A 21492-nucleotide genomic window follows, 5' to 3' on the forward strand; every position below is an offset into this window, starting at 1 on the left:
CAGAAGCCGTTCATATTTGTCATAGTTATGAATAGCTAATGTCGATCACAATTACGGAGCTAACATGTCATCACACCGCCCCCCGTTTTTTGCCAGCGCCCGTGGTCGCCTGCTGATTTTCAATCTGCTGGTGGTCGCCGTGACGCTCATGGTCAGCGGTGTGGCGGTGCTCGGCTTCCGTCACGCCAGCCAGATCCAGGAGCAGGTTCAACAGCAAACGCTGGATGACATGACCGGCAGTATGAATCTCGCACGGGATACCGCCAGCGTGGCAACGGCGGCGGTGAGGCTTTCGCAAGTCGTAGGGGCGCTGGAATATAAAGGCGAAGCTGACCGGTTGAAGCAGACGCAAATGGCACTGCGTCACTCGCTGGAACAGCTTGCTGATGCGCCACTGGCGCAGCAGGAACCGGCGCTGGTGGCGCGAATTATTCAGAGAAGCAATGAATTACAGCAGAGCGTGACGGAGATGCTTGAACGCGGGCAGCGACGCCATCTGGAACGTAATGCGCTGCTGAGCTCGCTGTATCAGAGTCAGAGCTACTTACGGCATTTGCAGGATATCAATCGCCGTTACGACAGCAAGGTCCCGGATGCACAGCAGCTAATGGAGATGGACAGGCTGATTATCGCCGCTATCGACACCCCCTCGCCGCGCGCCACGGTGCAGCAGCTGGATGCGGTGACGGCAACGCTGCCACGGAGTGCGGCGCAGCCGGTGGTGAATGGTGTCCTGCCCGATTTTAACGACGAACTGCGTAAGCTCGCGCCGCTGTCGAAGCAACTGGAAGAAAGCGATCTGGCGATAAGCTGGTATATGTTCCACATCAAGGCGCTGGTAGCGATCCTCAACAGTGATATTAATCAGTACGTCGAACAGGTGGCGCAAGCCTCCCGGCTTCGCACGGCCCAGAGCCACCACGAATTGCAATCTATCAGCGTATTTATCAGCATTTTCGCCGTGCTGGCGCTGATCATCACCGGATGCGCCTGCTGGTATATCTATCGCAATCTGGCCTCAAACCTGACGGCCATTTCCCGGGCGATGTCGCGTCTCGCCCATGGCGAACAGGATGTTTCTGTCCCTGCGCTGCAACGGCGTGATGAGCTGGGTGAGCTGGCGCGTGCGTTTAACGTTTTTGCCCGCAACACCGCCTCACTTGAGCACACCACGCGTCTGCTGAAAGAGAAAACCACGCAGATGGAGATCGACCGCATTGAGCGTCAGGGGCTGGAAGAGGCACTGCTGCACAGCCAGAAGATGAAAGCCGTTGGACAACTGACGGGTGGGCTGGCGCATGATTTTAATAACCTGCTGGCGGTGATCATCGGCAGTCTTGAGCTTACCGATCCGGAATCAAAAGATGCGCCGCGTATCACCCGGGCACTGAAGGCTGCCGAACGTGGTGCACTCCTCACCCAGCGCCTGCTGGCGTTTTCCCGTAAGCAATCCCTGACGCCGCACGCGGTCGAGATGAAACCGCTGCTGGAAAACCTCAGGGAACTCATGCTCCACTCCTTGCCTGCGACCCTGACGCTGGAGATTGAAGCGCAATCCCCCGCCTGGCCCGCATGGATAGACGTCAGCCAGCTGGAGAACGCCATCATCAATCTGGTGATGAATGCCCGCGATGCGATGGAAGGGCAAAGCGGGGTGATTAAGATCCGTACCTGGAATCAGCGCGTCACCCGTAGCGACGGGCGCAGGCAGGATATGGTGGCGCTGGAGGTGATTGACCGCGGCAGCGGTATGTCGCAGGAGGTGAAATCCAGGGTCTTTGAACCGTTCTTCACCACCAAGCAGACCGGAAGCGGGAGTGGGTTAGGTCTGTCGATGGTCTACGGCTTTGTCCGCCAGTCAGGTGGTCGCGTGGAGATTGAAAGCGCGCCGGGGCAGGGGACGACCGTTCGGCTTCACCTCCCGCGCTCGATGCTGCCCGTTATGTCTGAGGATGAAGTGCTCTCTGCCACCGCCGCCAGTGATAGCGAGCGGCTGGTGCTGGTGCTGGAAGATGAGGCGGATGTTCGTCAGACCCTGTGCGAGCAGCTGCACCAGCTTGGCTATCTGACGCTGGAGGCGGAGAACGGTGAGCAGGCGTTGAGAATGCTGGAAGTTTCACCAGATATTGGCATGCTTATCAGCGACTTAATGCTGCCAGGCAACCTGAGCGGTGCCGAAGTGATCGGCCATGTGCGCAGCCACTTCCCTCAGTTGCCGGTGTTGCTGATTAGCGGCCAGGATTTACGTCCGGCGCACAATCCACAGCTGCCGGACGTGGCGTTACTGCGCAAGCCATTTACGCGGGTGCAGCTGGCGCAGGCGCTGCGGAAGGTGATGGCAATTTGAGATTCCTCCGCTACCTCTCTCGTTTGCCGTTTATTACTGTAAAGCCAGCCCACCTGCGAGACTGGCCTTATGAAACGTTACTCAACTGCTCTGTTATTTGGTCTGCTGTCACTCACCAGCCAACTGGCTCACGCCGATATTGTTGATGATGCCATTGGCAATATTCAGCAGGCGATCAATGACGCCTATAACCCCAGCAGTAGCCGAAGCAGCGATGACGACGAACGTTATGACCGCAGCCGTCAGATCGACAGTCGACAGTACGACGACCGTCGTCGGCAGCTTGAAGACAGACGCCGCCGTTTAGACGAGCGTCAGCGTCAGTTGGATGACGATCGCCGTCGGTTAGAAGAGGATGAGCGCAGGTTAGAAGACGATTACGACCGAGGGTAAGTGCGGCCTGTTGCCCTCACCCTCTCCACGGGAGAGAGTGAAAAACTAATCCAGCGCCAACACCATCCCGTCATACCCCGCTTCAAACCCTTCCGGAAGCGGATTATTCATCATCCACACGTCAAACTGATGGCTGATGTGCGTCAGGATCACTTGCGGGCAGCCAATCGTCTCGTTTAGCGCAATCACGGTATTTAAGTCGCAATGGTTTCGCGGCGTTTCATCGCGCGGTTCGTGGCTGCAGTCGATAATCATCGCCTGCGGCCGGTTGTTAAGCAGGAACTTCACCGTTTTTTCCGACAACCCGGCGGTATCCGATAGCCAGGCCACGCGGCTGTGTGCCGATTCCAGCAAATACCCGAAGGTCAGTTTCGAGTGGTTGAGCGGCAACGGTGTGACCCGCAGCCCTTGTAGCTCAAACATCACAAACGGTTCCACTGTATGGCTGAAGTCCAGGAGCCCCGGGTGCCTGAACAGGTCGTCACAGCCCACGTCGTCCGGTGGACCATAGACAGGAATGGTCGCCCCCACTCCCCAGCGCAGCGGGAATAACCCCTGAACGTGATCCATATGGTAATGGGTGAGCAAAAACTGCTGGAAGCTGTCTGCCGGCCAGTCGTCCATCAGGTGCGGAATACCGGCATCCAGCAAGGTTATGGCTTCATTGAATTTGACCACCGCGCTGCACGGACGACGGCGATAGCTATCCTGCAAACGCGCCCGGCGACACGCCGCGCAGTCGCAGCCAAATACCGGAACCAGCTGGGCACCGCCGGTGCCGGTTAACGTGATCGTCAGACTCATCGCATACCTCTACAGCGGTTTGGTGAATCGAAAATGACTCTGTGTGTAACCTTCACGGACATAAAAACGGTGGGCATCCACGCGTTTTACGCTGGTGGAAAGCTCGGTTAACTCCGCTCCCGCCTGACGTGCGACGTCTTCTGCCCAGGCCAGGAGTTGGCTCCCCACTTTGTGACCACGCGCCTGCGGCATCACCACCAGCTCCTGGATTTCGCCAATCCAGCGTGCGTGATGCAGGTGAAACTGCATATGTAGGCCAATCATGCCGACGATCTGCCCGTCCAGCTCGGCAAGCTGATAACGCATATTGTGGTCTTGCAGATTAGCAAGATAACCGGTGTGAAAGGCCATATGATCGAACTCAGCCTGTTTTAGCTCGCAGATGAGAGCGTAAACCATCGCCGCATCGTCGGCGTTGGCGGGGCGAAGCTGGCAGTCAGGCATGCTGTTTCTCCTTCTGACGGATCAGCGATAAAAAGGTATCGACAGACTGTAGCAAACTTCCGTCATTATTGAGGATATGACATTCCGACGGGGTATAACGCGCCGCGCGCTCAAGCCGCTGGTCTATCTCACGGGCTGATTCGCGCCCCCGGCTCTGCAACCGGCTACGCAGGACATCGGGGGAAACCTGCAGGCAGACCGGCAGCAGGGCGGCTTCATATCGGGCGCGCGCTTGTTGAAGGTGTGCACGCGAACCGTTGACCAGCACGTCGAAACCCGCGTGTAGCCACAGGTCTATCTCGATACCAACCCCGTAGTAATAACCGTTAGCGTGCCAGCTAAGCGCCAGCAGGTTTTGCCCCGCGCGGGTGAAAAACTCCTGCTCACTCAGGGCAATATGATTTTCACTTCCGGCATTCGCCGCGCGGGTAATATAGCGGTGTGCGACCAGCAGTTGCGGGTGTTCCCGCTGCCTTAACGCGGACAGCAGGCTGTCCTTACCGGAGCCGGACGGCCCCATTAGCCAGATTAGTCTTCCCATCAGAATACCCGTTTTCCCTGACGCCAGACGTGGTCGATATGGATATGCTCACCTTTACGGTGGGCCAGCACCAGATCCGCCCGTTTACCTTCGGCAATCTCTCCACGATCCTGAAGATTCAGCGCCGATGCCGGGTTTTTCGTCACCAGACGAATGGCCTGCGGCAGCGTGAATCTGTTGCCCTCGTCGTCCGCCACCCGGAATGCCGCATCCAGCAGGCTGGCGGGGTAGTAATCGGAGGAGAGGATATCGAGTAGATCAAGTGAGGCGAGCTTGCTTGCCGCCACGTTGCCGGAATGCGAGCCGCCGCGCACAATGTTCGGCGCGCCCATTAGCACGTTCATGCCGTGCTTACGGGAGGCTTCAGCTGCTTCAAATGTGGTGGGAAATTCGGCGATCACGCTACCAAGCTGATGAGATTCGAGTACATGTTCATGGGTGGCGTCATCATGGCTGGCCAGCGCGATGTTGCGGTCCCGGCACATCGCAGCAATGGAGAGGCGATTCGGCTGCGACCACTGTGCTGCCAGCGCCAGCTGCTCATCTTCGTAGCGGGCCATCTCAGCATCGGTGAGAGAGTACTTGCCCTGGTAGTATTCGCGATATTTCTCAATATTGGCGAACTGGCGCTGCCCTGGGGAGTGGTCCATCAGTGACACCAGCGAGACCGGCTCACGACCGACCAGCTTTTCAAACAGCGGCAGGGTGGTGTGATGCGGCAGTTCGCAGCGTAGATGCAGGCGGTGCTCGGCGCGGTTGAGACCACGTTTTTGCGTCTCTTCCACGGCGTTAATCATCTTCTCCAGATTTTCCAGACGATCGCCTCCGTCGCGCACGTCACCAATCGCTACCGCATCCAGTACGGTGGTGATGCCGCTGGCGACCATCAGCGCGTCGTGGCTGCTCATCGCCGAATGGGCGGGCCAGTCCACTTTCGGGCGCGGGGTGAAGAACTTATCCAGATTATCGGTATGCAGCTCGATCAGCCCTGGCAGCAGCCAGCCGCCTTCGCCGTCCATGGCTTCTGGGGAGCGACTCAGGGTTTCGGCGAACGCGCGGATCACCCCGTCCTGGATCTCAATGGAGCCGCCAACCACTTCATTTTCCAGCACCAGCTTGACGTTATTGATAATCATGCGTGGGTCCCCATTGGATGCAGTCTGTCTGCCACGCGCGAACGCACGGTTTCGTCGTGGAAGATCCCGACGATCGCCGCGCCGCGCGCTTTAGCCTGTTCGATCAGCTCCACCACCGCCGCGCTGTTTTTGCTGTCGAGCGAGGCGGTGGGTTCATCGAGCAGTAAAATCGGGTAATCGACGATAAACCCGCGCGCAATGTTCACGCGCTGTTGCTCGCCGCCGGAAAAGGTCGATGGCGCAAGGTGCCACAAGCGCTCAGGGACGTTCAGGCGCGTCAGCAGGCTGGCGGCTTTGGCGGCGCAAGTTTCGCGCGGCACACCGAGATCCAGCAGCGGCTGCATCACCACGTCCAGGGCGGAGATCCGCGGGATCACCCGCAGAAACTGGCTCACCCAGCCGATCGTTGAGCGGCGGACTTCCAGCACTTTCCGTGCGGGTGCCTGAACCAGATCGACCCACTCATCGCCGTGGCGGATGTGAATATGGCCTTCGTCCGGCAGATAGTTGGCATACAGGGAGCGCAGCAGGGTGGATTTTCCGCTGCCGGAATGGCCGTGCAGGACCACACATTCGCCCTTGCTGACCTCAAGTGAAGCATTTTGCAGCACCGGCAGGCGCACGCCGTTTTGCTGATGGAGCACAAAGGTTTTACTTACGTTTTGCACGCGGATCATGTTGGCCTCTTAATTCTGCAATACCGACGACACCAGCAGCTGGGTGTACGGATGATGGGGATCGTCGAGTACCCGGTCGGTTAACCCACTTTCCACCACCTGACCTTGTTTCATTACCAGCAAACGGTCCGCCAGCAGGCGCGCCACCCCCAGATCGTGGGTCACAATCACCACCGCGAGGTTCAGCTCTACCACCAGGCCGCGCAGCAGATCGAGCAGTCTCGCCTGCACGGAGACGTCCAGCCCGCCGGTGGGTTCATCCATAAACACCAGCTTCGGATGGGTGACCAGGTTGCGGGCGATTTGCAGACGTTGCTGCATGCCGCCGGAAAATGTTGTCGGCAGGTCGTCGATACGCGAGGCAGGGATTTCAACTTCTTCCAGCCAGTGTTGCGCCGTGGCGCGGATATTGCCGTAATGGCGCGCGCCGGTGGCCATCAAGCGCTCGCCGATGTTGCCTCCCGCAGATACCTGGCGGCGCAGGCCGTCCATCGGGTGCTGATGCACCACGCCCCATTCGGTGCGCAGCAGGCGGCGGCGTTCGGCTTCGCTCATGCCGTACAGAGATTGGCCTTCATATAAAATGTCGCCATTCTGTGGTGTCAGGCGCGCAGAGATGGACTTAAGCAGGGTGGTTTTGCCCGAGCCGGACTCGCCGACGATCCCGAGCACTTCCCCCGGCCATAGCTCAAAAGAGACATCGCTGAAGCCTTTGCCAGGCGCATAAAGGTGGGTCAGGTTGTTGACCGAAAGCAGCGGTTTCATAGGCTGTTCGCCTCGCTCTGTTGGCGGCAGAAATCGGTGTCGGAGCAGACAAACATCCGTTTGCCCGTGTCATCCAGCACCACTTCGTCCAGATAGCTGTGTTTCGAACCGCAGATGGCACACGGCTCATCCCACTCCTGCACCGTAAACGGGTGGTCATCGAAGTCGAGACTCTCCACACGGGTGTAGGGCGGCACGGCGTAGATGCGCTTTTCACGCCCGGCACCGAACAGTTGCAGCGCAGGCATCATGTCCATCTTCGGGTTATCGAATTTCGGGATTGGCGACGGGTCCATCACGTAGCGACCGTTCACCTTCACCGGGTAGGCATAGGTGGTGGCGATATGGCCGAAGCGGGCGATATCTTCATACAGCTTCACCTGCATGATGCCGTACTCTTCCAGGGCGTGCATGGTGCGGGTTTCGGTTTCACGCGGCTCAATAAAGCGCAGCGGCTCAGGGATAGGGACCTGAAAAATCAGGATTTGATCTTCGGTGAGTGGCGTTTCTGGAATGCGGTGACGGGTCTGGATCAGCGTGGCATCTTCGGTTTTTTCGGTGGTGTTAACACCCGTCACGCGCCTGAAGAAGTTACGAATCGACACGGCGTTGGTGGTGTCGTCCGCCCCCTGGTCGATGACCTTCAGCACATCCGCTTCCCCAATCACGCTGGCGGTAAGCTGAATACCGCCGGTGCCCCAGCCGTAGGGCATCGGCATTTCGCGGCCGCCGAACGGTACCTGATAGCCCGGGATTGCCACCGCTTTCAGGATAGCGCGGCGGATCATACGTTTGGTTTGCTCATCCAGATAAGCAAAATTGTAGCCGCTTAAGTTAGCCATTTTCGCGCTCCCGTTGCAGGCGTTTCAGTAGTTCCAGTTCGGCCTGGAAATCAACGTAGTGCGGCAGCTTGAGGTGCGAGACAAAGCCTGCGGCCTCAACGTTATCCGCGTGGGCCAGCACGAACTCTTCGTCCTGTGCCGGGCCGGAGATGTGTTCACCGTAGTCCGGGGCCTGCAGCGCGCGGTCGACCAGCGCCATTGCCATCGCTTTACGTTCACTCATACCGAACGCCAGCCCGTAACCCCGGGTAAAGTGTGGCGCTTCGTCTTCCGGAGCGACAAAGCCGTTGACCATTTCGCATTCCGTGAGCAGCAGTTCCCCGATGTTCACGGCAAAACCCAGCTCTTCAGGCACAATTTCAACGTCAATGAAGCCGCTACGAATTTCTGCTGCAAACGGGTGGTTACGCCCGTAACCGCGCTGTGTCGAGTAGGCCAGCGCCAGCAGATAACCTTCGTCGCCGCGCATCAACTGCTGAAGGCGCGACGAGCGTGAGCACGGATAAACCGGCGGTGTGCGGGTAATGTCGTCTGGCGTGCTGCCGGTGTCTTCTTCGGCTTTTGCCAGCCCCTGATGCGCCAGCAGGCTAAAGACGTGCGGGGAGGCATCTTGCTGCGGCTCGGCCGTGCTCAGGGAAGGCGTTTCACCGTTTGCCAGCAGCGTGAAATCCAGCAGGCGATGGGTGTAGTCGTAGGTGGGGCCGAGCAGTTGACCGCCAGGGATGTCTTTATAAACGGCCGAAATGCGGCGTTCCAGGCGCATCTCAGCGGTGTTAACGGGCTCACTCACCGCCAGTCTGGCAAGGGTGGTGCGATACGCGCGTAACAGAAAGATGGCTTCGACGTTGTCACCGCTGGCCTGTTTTAACGCCAGCGCCGCCAGCTCGCGGTCAGCGATGCCGCCTTCGGTCATGACACGGTCGACGGCGAGGTTTAACTGCTGCTCTATCTGGGCAACGCTCAGCTCAGGAAGCTGCTCATCACCCCGTCGTCTGTGCGCCTGCAGCGCATGGGCGGCGGCGATGGCTTTTTCGCCCCCTTTGACGGCAACGTACATCAGCATACCTCCACGTGAGTGGTTCGCGGTATTGCCAGCAGGCGTTCACCGCAGGTCAGGATCAGGTCGATACCCAGCGGGAACGGGTGGGGACGTTCGGTCAGCTCATGAATGATGCAATCCGGCAGCTGTGGCGCGACCATCCGTTCGTCAGCGATGCCAGCACCGGTCAGGCGCAGCATGCGACCGCCGCTCAGGCTGGAGACCTGCAAAATCAGCGTGGCGCTGGTTTCCGGAGCGACGGCACTGCCTTCGCTCAGGGCGTTGAGCTGTTCGTGGCTGATTTGCTCATCGGCCACGGCAAACACGGCCTGTCGGGGCTGTTCAACCAGCGGAGCGTTGGTGTGAAAACGCAGGTTCTGGCTGGCGATATCATTCGAAAGCGCGCCTGAGAGCCACACCGGAGTATCGTTGTCGGCTAGGGTCAGCAGTACGCTGGTGGTCGCCAGGTTTAGCGGCAGCCAGCCTTGTGAAAGCTGGTGCAGCGAGACAATCACGCCCGGCTCGCTCATGGCTTTCAGCAGGCGACGAAAACTCTGTTGGGCATCCTGGACGGCAAGGGTAAAAGCGGGTTGAAGCGTCATGCGTTATCTCCGCGAACGAGCGTAAAGAAGTCGACCCGGCTGGTGTTCACTTCGGCCTGACGTGCGGCAAGGCGTGCGGCGCGGTCGGCTTCCAGAGGGGCGATAAGGGTTTCCATTAACGTCTGGAAATAAGGTTGTTCCTGCAAAAGCGCGTCTATCACTGCGCAATGTTCGGCATGCTGTTTATCGCGACCGAGCACGTAGCCGTAGCCCAGCGTGCCGCTGTTCAGGCGGATCACGGCACGGGTAAGGGTGGCATCACCTGCGAAGAAGCGCTCACCGGTACCTCCCATGCGCGCCTGGATCTGTACCAGGCCGATTTCCGGCGGGCGAATAGTGTCGTAGTCCGGCGTCAGGCCGAGCGCGTTCATACGGCTGTGCAGCGCAGCAGGCTGACAGTGGGCCAGCACGCGCATCCAGCGCTGGCGGGTGGAGGTATCAAAGTGCATTCAATGCTCCATTGTGAATTCAATCATGTCGGCGCGGGTCAGGCTGACGGAGTATTCCGTTGCGTTGATCTCACCGTCACGGTGGTTAAGGGTGCGCACGCAGAGCAGCGGGGCCATGTTGGGGATCTCCAGTACTTTGCTCTCTTTGGCCTGCGCGCGGCGGGCGCTGATGCGCGTCTGGGTGCGCTTAAGCGCAATACCGGTGGCATCACGCAGGAAGTCATGCAGTGAACCGCTGGTGAAATGTTGCAGCACAGGCCAGAGGCTCATGTCACTGAAGTAGTGATCTATCTGGCAAACGGCCACGCCATTGACCCGGCGCAGGGTGCGCAGATGGACGACGTTGTCGCCCTCCTGAATGCCCAGCGCATCGGCTACATGGCTCGACGCCGGGCGCAGCACGGAGAGCAGCTTTTCGCTGGTGGGGTGACTGCCCTGATCGAGCAGGTTCTGGCTAAAGCGCGCCTGCGCATTGAGCGGGTAGTCGAACGGGCGCATCAGTACCAGTACGCCAATCCCCTGACGGCGCTGGACCCAGCCGCGCTCGACCAGCTGGTCAATGGCGCGGCGCAGGGTGTGTCGGTTCACTTCGTAGCGATCGGCAAGCTGTTGTTCGGCGGGCAGGTAGTCTCCGCAACGGTAGTGCGTGCGCAGTTCCACTTCGAGCTTTGCCGCAATTTCTTGCCAGCGGGTAGGGTAGCTGGTCGGATGTCTGGATAAGTGCATAGAAATCAAAGCCTCGCTTCTCAGATGAAGTGCTTACGCAAACGTTGAGAGAGGAAATCCAGCAGGCTGACGGTGATGATAATGAGCACCATCAGGGCGCAGGTTTGCTGGAACTGGAAACCGCGAATGGCTTCCCACAGCGTCACGCCAATGCCGCCAGCGCCCACCATGCCCACCACGGTGGCGGAGCGGACGTTGGACTCGAAGCGGTACAGGGAGTAGGAGATCAGCAGCGGCATCACCTGCGGCAGCACGCCGTACAGAATCTCTTCGATTTTGTTGGCGCCAGTCGCGCGGATACCTTCCACCGGACCCGGTTCAATGGCTTCAACAGCTTCAGAGAGCAGTTTGGAGAGCACGCCGGTGGTATGAATGAACAGCGCCATTACCCCGGCAAACGGGCCAAGTCCAACGGCCACCACGAACAGCATGGCGAAGACCATTTCGTTAATAGCGCGGCAGGCGTCCATCAGGCGACGCACCGGCTGATAAACCCACCACGGTACGATGTTTTCGGCACTCATCAGGCCAAACGGAATGGAGAGAATGACGGCAAGGGCGGTACCCCAGACGGCGATTTGCAGGGTGATCGCCATTTCGCCGAGATAATCCTGCCACTGGCTGAAATCCGGCGGGAAGAAGTCGGCGGCGAAGGTCGCCATGTTGCCCGCGTCTTTGAAGAGCAGGAGCGGATCCATCTCCGCGCCCTTCCAGGAGATAACCAGCACCGCCAGCAGGATGGCCCAGCTTATCAGCGAGAACCAGCTGCGCTTCGGCGGCGGGAGGGTGATGGTTTGCATGTTGGCTCCTTTATCTGTTCTCCCTCTCCCTGTGGGAGAGGGGACTTGAGTTACTGAACCGCTTTATTCACGCTGGTCATCGCGCTTAGCGCCGCAGTCAGGCGGTCCAGGTCTTCCAGCTTGGCCTGAATTTCAGACACTTTGCTGGTCTTCTCTTCGTCCTTCAGCCCTTTGTTGTCCTTCACGCCCTGCATCTCTTTAAACAGCGCCAGCTGGCGAATCGGCACCAGCTGCAGGTCGCTGGATGCGCGGAACGGCGCCCAGCCCAGTTTCGCCAGAACTGCCTTCTCTTCCGGCGTTTTGCCGTAGTTCATAAAGAAGTCGTAGACCTTGTCCTTGGTGCTCTCAGAGAGATTTTTGCGCCATACAATCGGGTCGCCCGGGATCAGCGGTGATTTCCAGATGACCTTCAGCTCTTTGAGTTTGTCCGGTGCGGAGGTCTTCAGCTTGTCGAGGTTTTCGGTGTTGTTGGTGGCAACATCCACCTGCTTGTTGGCCACGGCCAGGGCGTTAGTTTCGTGGCTGGCGTTGACGGTGCGCTTGAAGTCACTGGCAGACGCGTTGTTTTTGGCGAAGACGTAGTAGCCAGGGACCAGGAAGCCAGAGGTGGAATTCGGGTCGCCGTTACCAAAGGTCAGATCTTTGCGTTTGGCGAGCATGTCGTTGAGGTTATTGATTGGGCTGTCTTTATTAACGATCAGCACGCTCCAGTAACCCGGGGAGCCATCTGCCGCAACGGTCTGGGCAAAGACCTGACCGTTCGCGCGATCGACTGCTTCCATCGCAGAGAGGTTGCCGTACCAGGCGATGTCCACTTTGTTAAAGCGCATCCCCTGGATGATGCCGGCGTAATCCGGCGCGAAGAAGGCGTTCACCTTGATCCCCAGTTTGGTTTCCATATCTTTCAGGAACGGTTCCCACTGAGGTTTGAGATTCTGCTGTGATTCCGTCGAAATAATGCCGAAGTTCAGCGCTTTTTCCTGTTCTTCCGCGTACGCAGGGCTTAACAGGGTGCTGATGCTGAACATACTGGTAAAGGCCAGTGCGGCAACGGCTTTGTAGCTCATGTACTTTCCTCGGATCGGGTTGGGTTATGCAGCCTGCGCGTTCTCGTCGACGCGGTTAATGCTGCGGTAGAGATGGTCAAAACGGTCGTTATCAAACTGATGGCTTGCGCCATCAAAGAACACGTGCCCCTGACGCAGCGCGACAATGCGCTCGCAGTAGCGCAGGGCGTAATCCACCTGATGCAGCGTCACCACCACGGTGATGCCGTCGTTCTGGTTAATGTCTCTCAGGGTTTCCATCACGATGCGCGCGGATTCCGGGTCGAGCGAGGCAATCGGCTCATCGGCCAGGATCACTTTGGCTTTTTGCATCAGCGCACGGGCAATCGCCACGCGCTGCTGCTGACCACCGGACAGGGTGGAGACACGCTGGTGGGCGAAATGCGCCATGCCAACGCGAGTCAGCGCCTGCAACGCCTGTTGTTTCTGAGAAGGGGAAAACCAGCGCAGACAGGTACGCCAGAACGGCGTGCTGCCGAGAGCGCCAATCAGGACGTTCTCCAGCACCGTCAGGCGGTTCACCAGGTTGAACTGCTGGAAGATATAGCCTGTTTGCGCGCGGCTTTTACGGATATCACTCGCCAGACGGCCCGCGCGCTGCACGGTGTTACCCAGCAGTTCGACGTGACTTTCTGGCGTCTTATCGCAGGTGAGAAGGCCGCTTAAATGGCGCAGAAGGGTGGATTTACCTGAACCGGATGGCCCCAGCAGTGCCACCATTTCGCCCTGCTGGACGGTCAGATCAACGGCATGCAGAGCCTTGTTATGATGAAAGGTCTTGCTCAGTTTCTCGACGCGGATGACAGTTTGCATATGCTGGGCCTCACGATAAATGTGGCCTCATGCTGGCGCATCAATATGACATTTGGGTTAAGTCTGGGTTGCGGGAATTTGAAGAGTTGAGCGGAGTTTGATGACAGGCGGAGGCAGACCGCCCACCGCCCGAAAATTAGTGCTGCTGCTTAACGACGTTAATCATCCACGGCACGCCGTATTTATCGATGACTTTACCGAAACCATGTGCCCAGAAGGTTTCCTGCCAGGCCATTTCGATATTCCCACCCACGGCGAGATTGTCGAACCAGCGTTTGCCTTCATTGACGTCCTGGGTGTCGAGAACCAGCGTGAAGCCTGCATACTGAGCGTTGCTGCCTGGCGGCATCCCGTCGCTCATCATGATATCGCTGTCCGCAATGCGGACGTTAGAGTGAGCGATCGCCGAATCCGGAAATTGCATACCGGACGGACAGCCTTCTTCGCTGTTATCGCTTTTTGGCATTTCGCCGAAGGTGATTTTATAGAGGAGCTCGGCGCCGACGGCTTGCTGATAGAAGGCGGTGGCCTCTGCGCAGTTACCGGCGAATGAGATGTAGGGACTTAACGGCATAATCTTTACCTCACGTAAGAAAAGCTCGTTAAGTGTAGTTCCTGAATGCCCGGTATGCGAAGCGCCACCGGGCAGGTCAATCAGTTCTTTTTCACGAATTCAGATTTCAGTTTCATCGGACCAAAGCCGTCAATTTTGCAGTCGATATTATGATCGCCTTCAACCAGACGAATATTCTTCACTTTGGTACCAATCTTCAGCATGGAAGAGCTGCCTTTCACTTTCAGATCTTTAATCACGGTGACGCTGTCGCCATCCGCCAGCAGATTGCCGTTCGCATCTTTTACGACAAGTGCATCAGCATCGTGTGATGGCTCGGCATCATTCCATTCATGGGCACATTCCGGGCAGATAAACATGCCATTATCTTCATAGGTGTATTCAGAATTGCATTTTGGGCAGTGTGGGAGTTGCATATCGGTATCCTCAAAAAGTGTTAACGCGCTGGAAAGTGCCAGCTAAATGACGGCAGTGCGCCGAAAAAGGCGGCAAGTATAGCGCAAATCCACACGGTTGTCGGTGACATTGTTGATTAAAAAAATGCAAAAAGTGTATAGCGAGTGACATTTCCTGTCAGTCAGTTAAGCGATGCTTATGCCATTAACACGGTGGGAAGAAATGGCGTTAAATATATCGAATATTTTATTGCAGCAAATTGCTACGCTCCTTCATTTCGGATAAGGTGAAGCAACACATTGTTATTTATCTCCGGACTTCCCCGCCATTCATATCTTATGGTGGTGACGCATTACCTCTCTTTTTAGGTGGGTAAATAACGATGATATATCCTGAAGCTTCTTAAAAATGGGCTACGCTTTTTTCTTTTGGCCGTCAGGCCAGGAGGAGAGCTTCACACGCCATGCAAGGATAGTGAATTATTTCTGATTAGCATCAATCAGTTATATTTCGGCGAACATGTTTTCCACACGTGATCATATAAGCCTGAACAACATAATAAAAACCAGTGGCTTAATAAAAGTAATAAATTTGCGTTAAGGAAAGGCTTTTATCATGCACACACAGACCATTTTTGAATTAAGCCAGGAAGCAGAGCGTTTGTTACAGCTTGCCCTGCAAAATCTCGATACGCTGAAATCAGTGCCGACGGCGATGCTGGAGAGCACCACGGCGGCGATTACGGGTGAAAAGAACAACGTCTTGCCTTTGCATTTTAGTGCGCGCGGTGTCGAAGCACAGCAGGCAATGTTGAATAATGAATTACGGAAAATAACGCGTCTGGAAATGGTTCTGGCTATTGTTGGTACCATGAAAGCGGGGAAATCGACCACTATTAATGCGATTGTGGGCACGGAAGTGTTGCCGAACCGCAATCGTCCGATGACAGCGCTACCGACATTGATCCGTCATACACCGGGTCAGAAGGAGCCTGTACTGCATTTCTCTCATGTCTCGCCGATTGATGATTTGATCCGACTGCTACAGAAAAAGCTCTGCGATAACGATCGTGGGAAACTGGCTCAGCGTCTGGAAATTGATAAAGACATGAATATGCTGCTGGAGCGAATTGAAAAAGGGGAAGCTTTTGAGAAGCATCACCTGGGCGCGCAGCCGATATTTCATTGTCTGAAAAGCCTCAATGACCTCGTCAGACTCTCCCTGGCGCTGGGTGTCGAATTTCCCTTCTCTGAGTACGCGGCTATCGAACACATTCCGGTGATCGAAGTAGAGTTCGTACATCTTGCGGGTCTGGATGCCCACCTCGGTCAGCTGACGCTGCTCGATACCCCAGGGCCTAATGAGGCCGGGCAACCGCATCTGCAAAAAATGCTTAGCGAGCAGTTGTCCCGTGCATCGGCAGTGCTGGCAGTGATGGATTACACCCAGCTTAAATCTATTTCTGATGAAGAGGTCCGCCAGGCTATTTCGGTCGCGGGGAAATCAGTGCCGTTGTATGCCCTGGTCAATAAATTCGATCAGAAAGATCGTAATAGCGACGATGAAGAACAGATCAGGGCGATGATCTCTGGCACGCTCATGAAAGGCAATATTTCGCCCGGGCAGATCTATCCTGTTTCATCAATGTGGGCGTATCTGGCGAACCGCGCCCGCTACGAGATGATTACCCACGGACAACTGCCGGATCACCAGGAGCAGCCCTGGGTTCAGGATTTTGCCGAAGCTGCCCTTGGGCGTCGTTGGCGTACAGCGGATTTGGATGATATCGACCATATTCGTCATGCCGCCGATCTGTTGTGGGAAGACTCGTTATTTGAACAACCGATACGCAAACTGATTTACGCCGCCTATGCCAATGCGTCGTTATTTGCGCTGCGTTCGGCGTCGCATAAGCTTCTAAACTACGCGCAAAATGCCCGGGAGTATCTCGATTTTCGTTATCAGGGGCTGACTGTGGCCTTTGAGGAACTCGAACTTAACATTACGCGAATTGAAGAGGATATGGCGCAGCTGCAGACGCGTCAGCAGGTGGTCAGCGATGAAGTGAAACATGAAGTCGAGGAGGCGCTGAATGCAACGGATGACTTTATGGCGTTGCAGAAAAGTGCGCTTCAGCAGGCGATTGGTCATGTTTTTAGCCGTCCCAATATTCTTGATTTGGCCGGGAATGATCCGCTGAATCTTCGTCGCGATGAACCGGAAGCGCTTAAACAGCTGACGCTGGAAGATGAGGGACAGGCGCAGATTGTGCTGAGTAAAATCCGTTCCTCCTGCGAGCTGGTCATGCTGGATGCGCAGACGAAGATCTGTCGGGAGTTGGCGTTACGTTTTGATCAGCTGGAGTCTACGCTTGCGCGTTCACTGAATGAAGCGATGCGGCCTATTGAAACGCGTATTAAAGAACATCTGAGCCATGCCGGTTTTCGCGCACGGATTAGCTTCCCGGCGTTTCAGGCTAACCAGCTTAACTTCAACACGCGGGCGCTGTTTAACGATGCCATTGCGCAGGATAACACTCCGGCAGGCCAATCATCTGGCGGGAGTAGCATGCGTGAAACGGTCTCTCGATGGCTCAATAACCCCGGCTGGGGTTGGGATGATTACGTCGAAACGCGCACGCGTTATGTTATCGATATTGCACAGCTACATGACAAATTTAAGCAACATATTGAGCAGTTTTGTGAACAAATCCGTAAAGCTTTATCCGCGCAGGTCGATGTCTCTGTTACGGCAGGAATGGCAACGTTCTTTGCAGAATTTTCGTTATGCCTGACCGGGTTACAGGAAAGCTTGCGTGATAGCCTCGCAGTGCGTCAACAAAATGAGCATTCAACCCGAGCGCTCTGCCAGTTGTTGAAGCAAAGTATTACTACTGCGACGTGGATTCAGGAAGATACCCGACTGTTACGCGATGACATTCAAACTCTATTCGCGGCAGAGCAACCATGACAACACAACTACTGGACGGTCCCGGGAGAACGCTGGAGTGCATTAATCCAAAATTTATGGTCGATCTGGTGCAGGGTGTCGATGCGCCGCGTCATCCCCACCAGGGACCACAACAGCTGCAGTTTCGTGAGCGTTTGACTCAGGAGATCATGACGCATACCCGGCTACGGCCCTGGGCAATGGCTGGAATGCTCAATGAAAATGCGGCGTTACGCCTTGGGCTGGCAGAAAAACTGGCCGGTATGCTTGACCCCGGTCATCTCGCGCTGACGCTGATGGCCGATAAACTGATGGCGCTGCGTCAGCAGACTCACCCGCGGGCTCCGCAATCACCGGGCCTGATGCAGCAGTACGCTGAACTCTCCTCTCATTTTACCCAACGTGCAGCTTATAAAGAAAAGGCGCTGACCCAACGCGGATTAACGGTGCAGGCGGGTGAGCACAGTGAGCAAATTTTTACCCGCTGGCGAGCCGGGCTCTATGATGGCTGGTCTCTGGCCGGGCGCTGCTTTGTCGTCCTGGAAGAACTGCGCTGGGGGGCATTTGGCGACGCATGTCGCCTGGCCAATGAAGATGTGTCGGCAATGCTCAAGGATAACTTACGCAGCATGGCGGCGAACTATCTGGCGCAAGGCATCAATGCCTCTCCCTCTACCCGCCATTTTTATCACCAGTGGTTAACGACGCCTGCTTCTCCAGGATTGATCGATCATAAAGATATGCTGGGCTGGTTGGGTGACTGGTGCCAGGCGGATAAGCATCCTGTGAGCTGGTCAGTGACGCAAAACTGGCAAACCGTCGCGCTGGGTATGCCGAGGCTCTGTTCGGCAAAACGGTTGGTGGATGGGATGATGGAAGAGATTTTTGGGTGAATCCCTTACACATCTGCCCCCCTTTCCCCACAGGGAAAAGGGGGGCAGATGTGATGTGTTAATGATTCATTTCTATTGGTTTCGGTTCAGGCTGGGACTCTTGCCTATTTCCGTAACGTTTTGCATACAGCGCCGTGATGATGGGCACCAGGATCGCGGTAACAATCACGCTGGCAGCAACCAGTGCCGTCGCTGACGCGGCCACCGGTTCGAAGTCCGGATTTATTTGGGCAATGATCACCGGGTTTGCTACCGCCGCACCTGCGGCTGAAGAGGCGGCGACACCCGCCGTTCCGTTTCCTCCTCCAATCACGCGGTCGGCAATAATCAGCGGAATACCGGTGATGATGATGACAGCCACGCCCAGCACAATACCCAGCAGGCCTGTATCGAGAATGACATTCAGATTGATGGTGTTACCCAACGCGAAACCAAAGAACGGGATCAGTACTGGAGTGGCTTTGCTAAAGAAGTCACGCAAGTCGTGATCCAGGTTACCCAGGGCAAAACCAATCAGGAATGGCAGGATCGCGCCGACAAAGTGGTGGGGTTCAAATGATGCCAGGCCAGCAGACCCCAGAATCAGCATCGTCATCAGCGGGCCGGATTCCAGAGACATCAGTACAAATGCCCCCGACTCTTCTTTCGTTCCATACTGGTTCATCAGGCTGGCATACAATCCACCGTTGGTCATATCCATCGCAGAGACAATTGCCAGAACGGATAAACCGGCGAAGAACCCGGTCTGAATTCCATTCTCCGGAATGAACATTGCACATATCATTGCCACAGCCCAGGCGACTGCTATTTTGGTTATCACCAGCGTACCGGATTTACGTAATACGGTACCCGTTGCCCGCAAATTAATGGATGCTCCAATACAAAAGAACCAGACTGCCAGAATGGGAACGGTGCCGGTTATCATTCCTTTTGTGAAACCACCAAAATAGGCTCCGGTATCAGGAGCCAGGGTATTCAGGATGGCACCCAGTACCAGCGGAACCAGCATCATGCCGCCAGGTATGCGTTCTATCGTGGCCTTAATCTTCATATATAACCCTCACATCTGATCCCGCGAAACGGGTGATAATCGCTAAAAATAATTCAATAAATTCAATCAATTGAATTTTTTTTCGTGAATTTATTTCGATAGCCATGCAGCAAAAAATAAACGTGTGCTCTCGTTTAGCCATGTTTGAAAACACATGTAACGTTGTATTTGAATTTATCATGCGATCAATGGAATGTTGATTCAACAAAAACAAAACGATGTTTTAGTTATCTTTGTCACATATTCAATGTAAATTTTCGGATGGGTTCTTGATGGGCGGAGTTATGTAAATCTGATGTGAATTAATGCGGTTTGTTTTTCCGTTACAAAAGAAATAATGACGCGCGTGAGGATATTCTTGTAGGGGGAATGAGGAAGGTCTTATTGGCGCTAATTGACAAAAACTTAACTCAGTTGACCTTATGCGCAAATTAGCGTGAAGTTGATCACAAATATAAACGCTGGTAGGGTAAAAAGGTCATTAACTGCCCAGACAGGCGTCAACAGGTTCGGTTGTATCGACGTAAAACGTCAATGTAAGTAAACCTGCTACGCTTGAATAAGGCGATTCGCATGGAGCGGATCCCATGGTTCACAGAACGCAAACTGGACTGTGAAACAGACAGGGCCGAGTCTACGAGGATAGTTATGCTGAGAAGGAAAAAGATTAAACCCATCACACTTCGCGACGTCACCATCATTGATGACGCAAAATTGCGTAAAGCCATTACCGCAGCTTCGCTCGGTAATGCGATGGAGTGGTTCGATTTTGGTGTCTACGGCTTTGTGGCCTATGCGTTAGGTAAAGTGTTCTTCCCCGGGGCTGACCCCAGCCTGCAGATGATTGCCGCACTGGGTACGTTTTCCGTTCCCTTCCTGATTCGCCCGCTGGGCGGCCTGTTCTTCGGTATGCTCGGCGATAAATATGGTCGCCAGAAGATCCTTGCCATCACCATCGTCATTATGTCGATCAGTACGTTTTGTATCGGCCTGATCCCGTCGTATGCCACGATCGGGATCTGGGCGCCGATTCTGCTGCTGATATGTAAGATGGCCCAGGGCTTCTCCGTGGGTGGGGAGTATACCGGTGCCTCGATCTTCGTCGCAGAGTATTCCCCGGACCGTAAGCGTGGCTTTATGGGGAGCTGGCTGGACTTTGGCTCGATTGCCGGGTTTGTCATGGGCGCGGGCGTAGTAGTACTGATTTCAACTGTGGTAGGGGAAGATAATTTCCTCGACTGGGGCTGGCGTATCCCGTTCTTCCTGGCCTTGCCGCTGGGGATCATTGGCCTGTACCTGCGTCATGCGCTTGAAGAGACCCCAGCATTCCAGCAGCACGTCGAAAAACTGGAACAGGGTGACCGTGAAGGGCTGCAGGAAGGTCCGAAGGTGTCGTTCAAAGAGATTGCCACTAAGCACTGGCGCAGCCTGCTGACCTGTATTGGTCTGGTTATTTCTACCAACGTCACCTACTACATGCTGTTGACTTACATGCCGAGCTATTTGTCGCATAACCTGCATTACTCGGAAGATCACGGTGTGCTGATTATTATCGCCATTATGGTCGGTATGCTGTTTGTGCAACCGATTATGGGTCTGTTAAGTGACCGCTTTGGCCGTCGACCGTTTATTATCCTGGGGAGTGTTGGTCTGTTTGCCCTGGCAATCCCGGCATTTATTCTGATTAACAGTAATGTACTGGGGCTGATTTTCGCGGGTCTGCTGATGCTGGCAGTGATCCTCAACTGCTTTATTGGGGTGATGGCCTCCACATTACCCGCGATGTTCCCGACACACATTCGCTATAGTGCGCTGGCCGCAGCTTTTAACATTTCGGTGCTGATTGCCGGTCTGACCCCGACCCTTGCCGCCTCGCTGGTGGAGAGTACGCAGAACCTGATGATGCCTGCTTATTACCTGATGGTGATTGCGGTGATTGGTTTGATTACCGGTATTGCTATGAAGGAGACGGCAAATCGTCCATTGAAAGGGGCGACGCCTGCCGCATCCGATATTCAGGAAGCGAAAGAGATCCTGCGTGAGCACTACGATAATGTAGAGCAGAAGATTGAGGATATTGACGCAGAGATTGAAGAACTGCAGAAAAAACGCTCCCGACTCGTGGATCAGCATCCACGCATCAACGAGTAATAAATGAAACCCGCCAACGGCGGGTTTTCTTTT

Annotated in this window: 22 protein-coding genes; 5 read left to right on the top strand and 17 right to left on the bottom strand. The window is 55.6% G+C overall.

Annotation, left to right across the window (positions count from 1 at the left end):
- The first annotated feature begins 64 nt into the window (after nucleotides 1-64).
- Nucleotides 65-2347: a hybrid sensor histidine kinase/response regulator gene (locus tag ACJ9Y9_RS01740; RefSeq protein ID WP_028017905.1), complete on the top strand. Its 2283-nt coding sequence runs from the start codon at nucleotides 65-67 to the stop codon at nucleotides 2345-2347.
- Between the two features lie 69 nt (nucleotides 2348-2416).
- Nucleotides 2417-2740 carry a DDRRRQL repeat protein YjdP gene (yjdP, locus tag ACJ9Y9_RS01745; RefSeq protein WP_028017904.1) on the top strand — a complete coding sequence of 108 codons (324 nt, stop codon included), beginning with the start codon at nucleotides 2417-2419 and terminating at the stop codon, nucleotides 2738-2740.
- 45 nt (nucleotides 2741-2785) lie between these two features.
- On the opposite strand, the gene phnP is transcribed toward yjdP, so the two are convergent.
- From phnP to ACJ9Y9_RS01825, 16 genes are all read right to left on the bottom strand, one after another.
- Nucleotides 2786-3544, bottom strand: coding sequence for a phosphonate metabolism protein PhnP (gene phnP / locus ACJ9Y9_RS01750; protein WP_028017903.1), 759 nt, complete (start codon nucleotides 3542-3544; stop codon nucleotides 2786-2788).
- Nucleotides 3545-3553: 9 nt separating this feature from the next.
- A complete protein-coding gene (phnO, locus tag ACJ9Y9_RS01755) occupies nucleotides 3554-3988 on the bottom strand; it encodes an aminoalkylphosphonate N-acetyltransferase (protein ID WP_028017902.1) in 435 nt (144 codons plus the stop codon).
- Nucleotides 3981-4532: a ribose 1,5-bisphosphokinase gene (gene phnN / locus ACJ9Y9_RS01760; RefSeq protein ID WP_028017901.1), complete on the bottom strand. Its 552-nt coding sequence runs from the start codon at nucleotides 4530-4532 to the stop codon at nucleotides 3981-3983. The genes phnO and phnN overlap by 8 nt, the downstream gene beginning before the upstream one ends.
- Complete coding sequence (phnM, locus tag ACJ9Y9_RS01765; RefSeq protein ID WP_028017900.1) at nucleotides 4529-5665, bottom strand: alpha-D-ribose 1-methylphosphonate 5-triphosphate diphosphatase; 1137 nt, start codon at nucleotides 5663-5665, stop codon at nucleotides 4529-4531. Before phnM ends, phnN begins: the two co-directional genes overlap by 4 nt.
- Nucleotides 5662-6342 carry a phosphonate C-P lyase system protein PhnL gene (phnL, locus tag ACJ9Y9_RS01770; protein ID WP_028017899.1) on the bottom strand — a complete coding sequence of 227 codons (681 nt, stop codon included), beginning with the start codon at nucleotides 6340-6342 and terminating at the stop codon, nucleotides 5662-5664. The genes phnM and phnL overlap by 4 nt, the downstream gene beginning before the upstream one ends.
- 9 nt (nucleotides 6343-6351) lie before the next feature.
- On the bottom strand, nucleotides 6352-7107 hold the full coding sequence (gene phnK / locus ACJ9Y9_RS01775) for a phosphonate C-P lyase system protein PhnK (RefSeq protein ID WP_014068565.1): 756 nt from the start codon (nucleotides 7105-7107) through the stop codon (nucleotides 6352-6354).
- Nucleotides 7104-7949: an alpha-D-ribose 1-methylphosphonate 5-phosphate C-P-lyase PhnJ gene (gene phnJ / locus ACJ9Y9_RS01780; RefSeq protein WP_028017898.1), complete on the bottom strand. Its 846-nt coding sequence runs from the start codon at nucleotides 7947-7949 to the stop codon at nucleotides 7104-7106. Before phnJ ends, phnK begins: the two co-directional genes overlap by 4 nt.
- Nucleotides 7942-9006 carry a carbon-phosphorus lyase complex subunit PhnI gene (locus ACJ9Y9_RS01785; RefSeq protein WP_028017897.1) on the bottom strand — a complete coding sequence of 355 codons (1065 nt, stop codon included), beginning with the start codon at nucleotides 9004-9006 and terminating at the stop codon, nucleotides 7942-7944. The genes phnJ and ACJ9Y9_RS01785 overlap by 8 nt, the downstream gene beginning before the upstream one ends.
- Nucleotides 9006-9590, bottom strand: coding sequence for a phosphonate C-P lyase system protein PhnH (gene phnH, locus ACJ9Y9_RS01790; RefSeq protein ID WP_028017896.1), 585 nt, complete (start codon nucleotides 9588-9590; stop codon nucleotides 9006-9008). The genes ACJ9Y9_RS01785 and phnH overlap by 1 nt, the downstream gene beginning before the upstream one ends.
- Nucleotides 9587-10039, bottom strand: a complete 453-nt coding sequence (gene phnG, locus ACJ9Y9_RS01795) for a phosphonate C-P lyase system protein PhnG (RefSeq protein WP_028017895.1) — start codon at nucleotides 10037-10039, stop codon at nucleotides 9587-9589. The genes phnH and phnG overlap by 4 nt, the downstream gene beginning before the upstream one ends.
- A complete protein-coding gene (phnF, locus tag ACJ9Y9_RS01800) occupies nucleotides 10040-10765 on the bottom strand; it encodes a phosphonate metabolism transcriptional regulator PhnF (protein WP_028017894.1) in 726 nt (241 codons plus the stop codon).
- Between the two features lie 20 nt (nucleotides 10766-10785).
- The gene (gene phnE / locus ACJ9Y9_RS01805) at nucleotides 10786-11565 is read right to left on the bottom strand and encodes a phosphonate ABC transporter, permease protein PhnE (RefSeq protein ID WP_028017893.1); all 780 of its coding nucleotides are present in this window, start codon (nucleotides 11563-11565) and stop codon (nucleotides 10786-10788) included.
- Nucleotides 11566-11615: 50 nt separating this feature from the next.
- On the bottom strand, nucleotides 11616-12632 hold the full coding sequence (gene phnD / locus ACJ9Y9_RS01810) for a phosphonate ABC transporter substrate-binding protein (protein ID WP_028017892.1): 1017 nt from the start codon (nucleotides 12630-12632) through the stop codon (nucleotides 11616-11618).
- Nucleotides 12633-12656: 24 nt separating this feature from the next.
- Nucleotides 12657-13445: a phosphonate ABC transporter ATP-binding protein gene (phnC, locus tag ACJ9Y9_RS01815; protein ID WP_028017891.1), complete on the bottom strand. Its 789-nt coding sequence runs from the start codon at nucleotides 13443-13445 to the stop codon at nucleotides 12657-12659.
- 136 nt (nucleotides 13446-13581) lie between these two features.
- Entirely contained in the window at nucleotides 13582-14019 is a 438-nt protein-coding gene (yjdN, locus tag ACJ9Y9_RS01820; protein WP_028017890.1) for a VOC family metalloprotein YjdN, read from the bottom strand.
- Between the two features lie 80 nt (nucleotides 14020-14099).
- Entirely contained in the window at nucleotides 14100-14435 is a 336-nt protein-coding gene (locus ACJ9Y9_RS01825; RefSeq protein WP_028017889.1) for a zinc ribbon domain-containing protein YjdM, read from the bottom strand.
- Nucleotides 14436-15030: 595 nt separating this feature from the next.
- Here ACJ9Y9_RS01825 and crfC point away from each other — a divergent pair.
- Both crfC and ACJ9Y9_RS01835 read left to right on the top strand, forming a co-directional pair.
- On the top strand, nucleotides 15031-17385 hold the full coding sequence (crfC, locus tag ACJ9Y9_RS01830; protein WP_028017888.1) for a clamp-binding protein CrfC: 2355 nt from the start codon (nucleotides 15031-15033) through the stop codon (nucleotides 17383-17385).
- The gene (locus ACJ9Y9_RS01835) at nucleotides 17382-18257 is read left to right on the top strand and encodes a diguanylate cyclase regulator RdcB family protein (RefSeq protein ID WP_028017887.1); all 876 of its coding nucleotides are present in this window, start codon (nucleotides 17382-17384) and stop codon (nucleotides 18255-18257) included. Before crfC ends, ACJ9Y9_RS01835 begins: the two co-directional genes overlap by 4 nt.
- 58 nt (nucleotides 18258-18315) lie before the next feature.
- Here the strand turns inward: ACJ9Y9_RS01835 and kdgT are convergent, their stop codons facing one another.
- The gene (gene kdgT, locus ACJ9Y9_RS01840; protein ID WP_028017886.1) at nucleotides 18316-19308 is read right to left on the bottom strand and encodes a 2-keto-3-deoxygluconate transporter; all 993 of its coding nucleotides are present in this window, start codon (nucleotides 19306-19308) and stop codon (nucleotides 18316-18318) included.
- A gap of 648 nt (nucleotides 19309-19956) precedes the next feature.
- Here kdgT and proP point away from each other — a divergent pair.
- Nucleotides 19957-21459, top strand: coding sequence for a glycine betaine/L-proline transporter ProP (gene proP / locus ACJ9Y9_RS01845; protein WP_028017885.1), 1503 nt, complete (start codon nucleotides 19957-19959; stop codon nucleotides 21457-21459).
- The last annotated feature ends 33 nt before the right edge of the window (nucleotides 21460-21492 follow it).

It is taken from the genome of Enterobacter sp. CPE_E1241 (assembly GCF_045618265.1).
Taxonomy (GTDB): domain Bacteria; phylum Pseudomonadota; class Gammaproteobacteria; order Enterobacterales; family Enterobacteriaceae; genus Enterobacter; species Enterobacter adelaidei.

Excerpts from the sequence above, each read along its gene's own strand:
- ACJ9Y9_RS01740 (WP_028017905.1), top strand. The coding sequence starts at position 65 with ATGTCATCACACCGCCCCCCGTTTTTTGCCAGCGCCCGTGGTCGCCTG.
- yjdP (WP_028017904.1), top strand. The coding sequence starts at position 2,417 with ATGAAACGTTACTCAACTGCTCTGTTATTTGGTCTGCTGTCACTCACC.
- phnP (WP_028017903.1), bottom strand. The coding sequence starts at position 3,544 with ATGAGTCTGACGATCACGTTAACCGGCACCGGCGGTGCCCAGCTGGTT.
- phnO (WP_028017902.1), bottom strand. The coding sequence starts at position 3,988 with ATGCCTGACTGCCAGCTTCGCCCCGCCAACGCCGACGATGCGGCGATG.
- phnM (WP_028017900.1), bottom strand. The coding sequence starts at position 5,665 with ATGATTATCAATAACGTCAAGCTGGTGCTGGAAAATGAAGTGGTTGGC.
- phnL (WP_028017899.1), bottom strand. The coding sequence starts at position 6,342 with ATGATCCGCGTGCAAAACGTAAGTAAAACCTTTGTGCTCCATCAGCAA.
- phnK (WP_014068565.1), bottom strand. The coding sequence starts at position 7,107 with ATGAAACCGCTGCTTTCGGTCAACAACCTGACCCACCTTTATGCGCCT.
- phnJ (WP_028017898.1), bottom strand. The coding sequence starts at position 7,949 with ATGGCTAACTTAAGCGGCTACAATTTTGCTTATCTGGATGAGCAAACC.
- ACJ9Y9_RS01785 (WP_028017897.1), bottom strand. The coding sequence starts at position 9,006 with ATGTACGTTGCCGTCAAAGGGGGCGAAAAAGCCATCGCCGCCGCCCAT.
- phnH (WP_028017896.1), bottom strand. The coding sequence starts at position 9,590 with ATGACGCTTCAACCCGCTTTTACCCTTGCCGTCCAGGATGCCCAACAG.
- phnG (WP_028017895.1), bottom strand. The coding sequence starts at position 10,039 with ATGCACTTTGATACCTCCACCCGCCAGCGCTGGATGCGCGTGCTGGCC.
- phnF (WP_028017894.1), bottom strand. The coding sequence starts at position 10,765 with ATGCACTTATCCAGACATCCGACCAGCTACCCTACCCGCTGGCAAGAA.
- phnE (WP_028017893.1), bottom strand. The coding sequence starts at position 11,565 with ATGCAAACCATCACCCTCCCGCCGCCGAAGCGCAGCTGGTTCTCGCTG.
- phnD (WP_028017892.1), bottom strand. The coding sequence starts at position 12,632 with ATGAGCTACAAAGCCGTTGCCGCACTGGCCTTTACCAGTATGTTCAGC.
- phnC (WP_028017891.1), bottom strand. The coding sequence starts at position 13,445 with ATGCAAACTGTCATCCGCGTCGAGAAACTGAGCAAGACCTTTCATCAT.
- yjdN (WP_028017890.1), bottom strand. The coding sequence starts at position 14,019 with ATGCCGTTAAGTCCCTACATCTCATTCGCCGGTAACTGCGCAGAGGCC.
- ACJ9Y9_RS01825 (WP_028017889.1), bottom strand. The coding sequence starts at position 14,435 with ATGCAACTCCCACACTGCCCAAAATGCAATTCTGAATACACCTATGAA.
- crfC (WP_028017888.1), top strand. The coding sequence starts at position 15,031 with ATGCACACACAGACCATTTTTGAATTAAGCCAGGAAGCAGAGCGTTTG.
- ACJ9Y9_RS01835 (WP_028017887.1), top strand. The coding sequence starts at position 17,382 with ATGACAACACAACTACTGGACGGTCCCGGGAGAACGCTGGAGTGCATT.
- kdgT (WP_028017886.1), bottom strand. The coding sequence starts at position 19,308 with ATGAAGATTAAGGCCACGATAGAACGCATACCTGGCGGCATGATGCTG.
- proP (WP_028017885.1), top strand. The coding sequence starts at position 19,957 with ATGCTGAGAAGGAAAAAGATTAAACCCATCACACTTCGCGACGTCACC.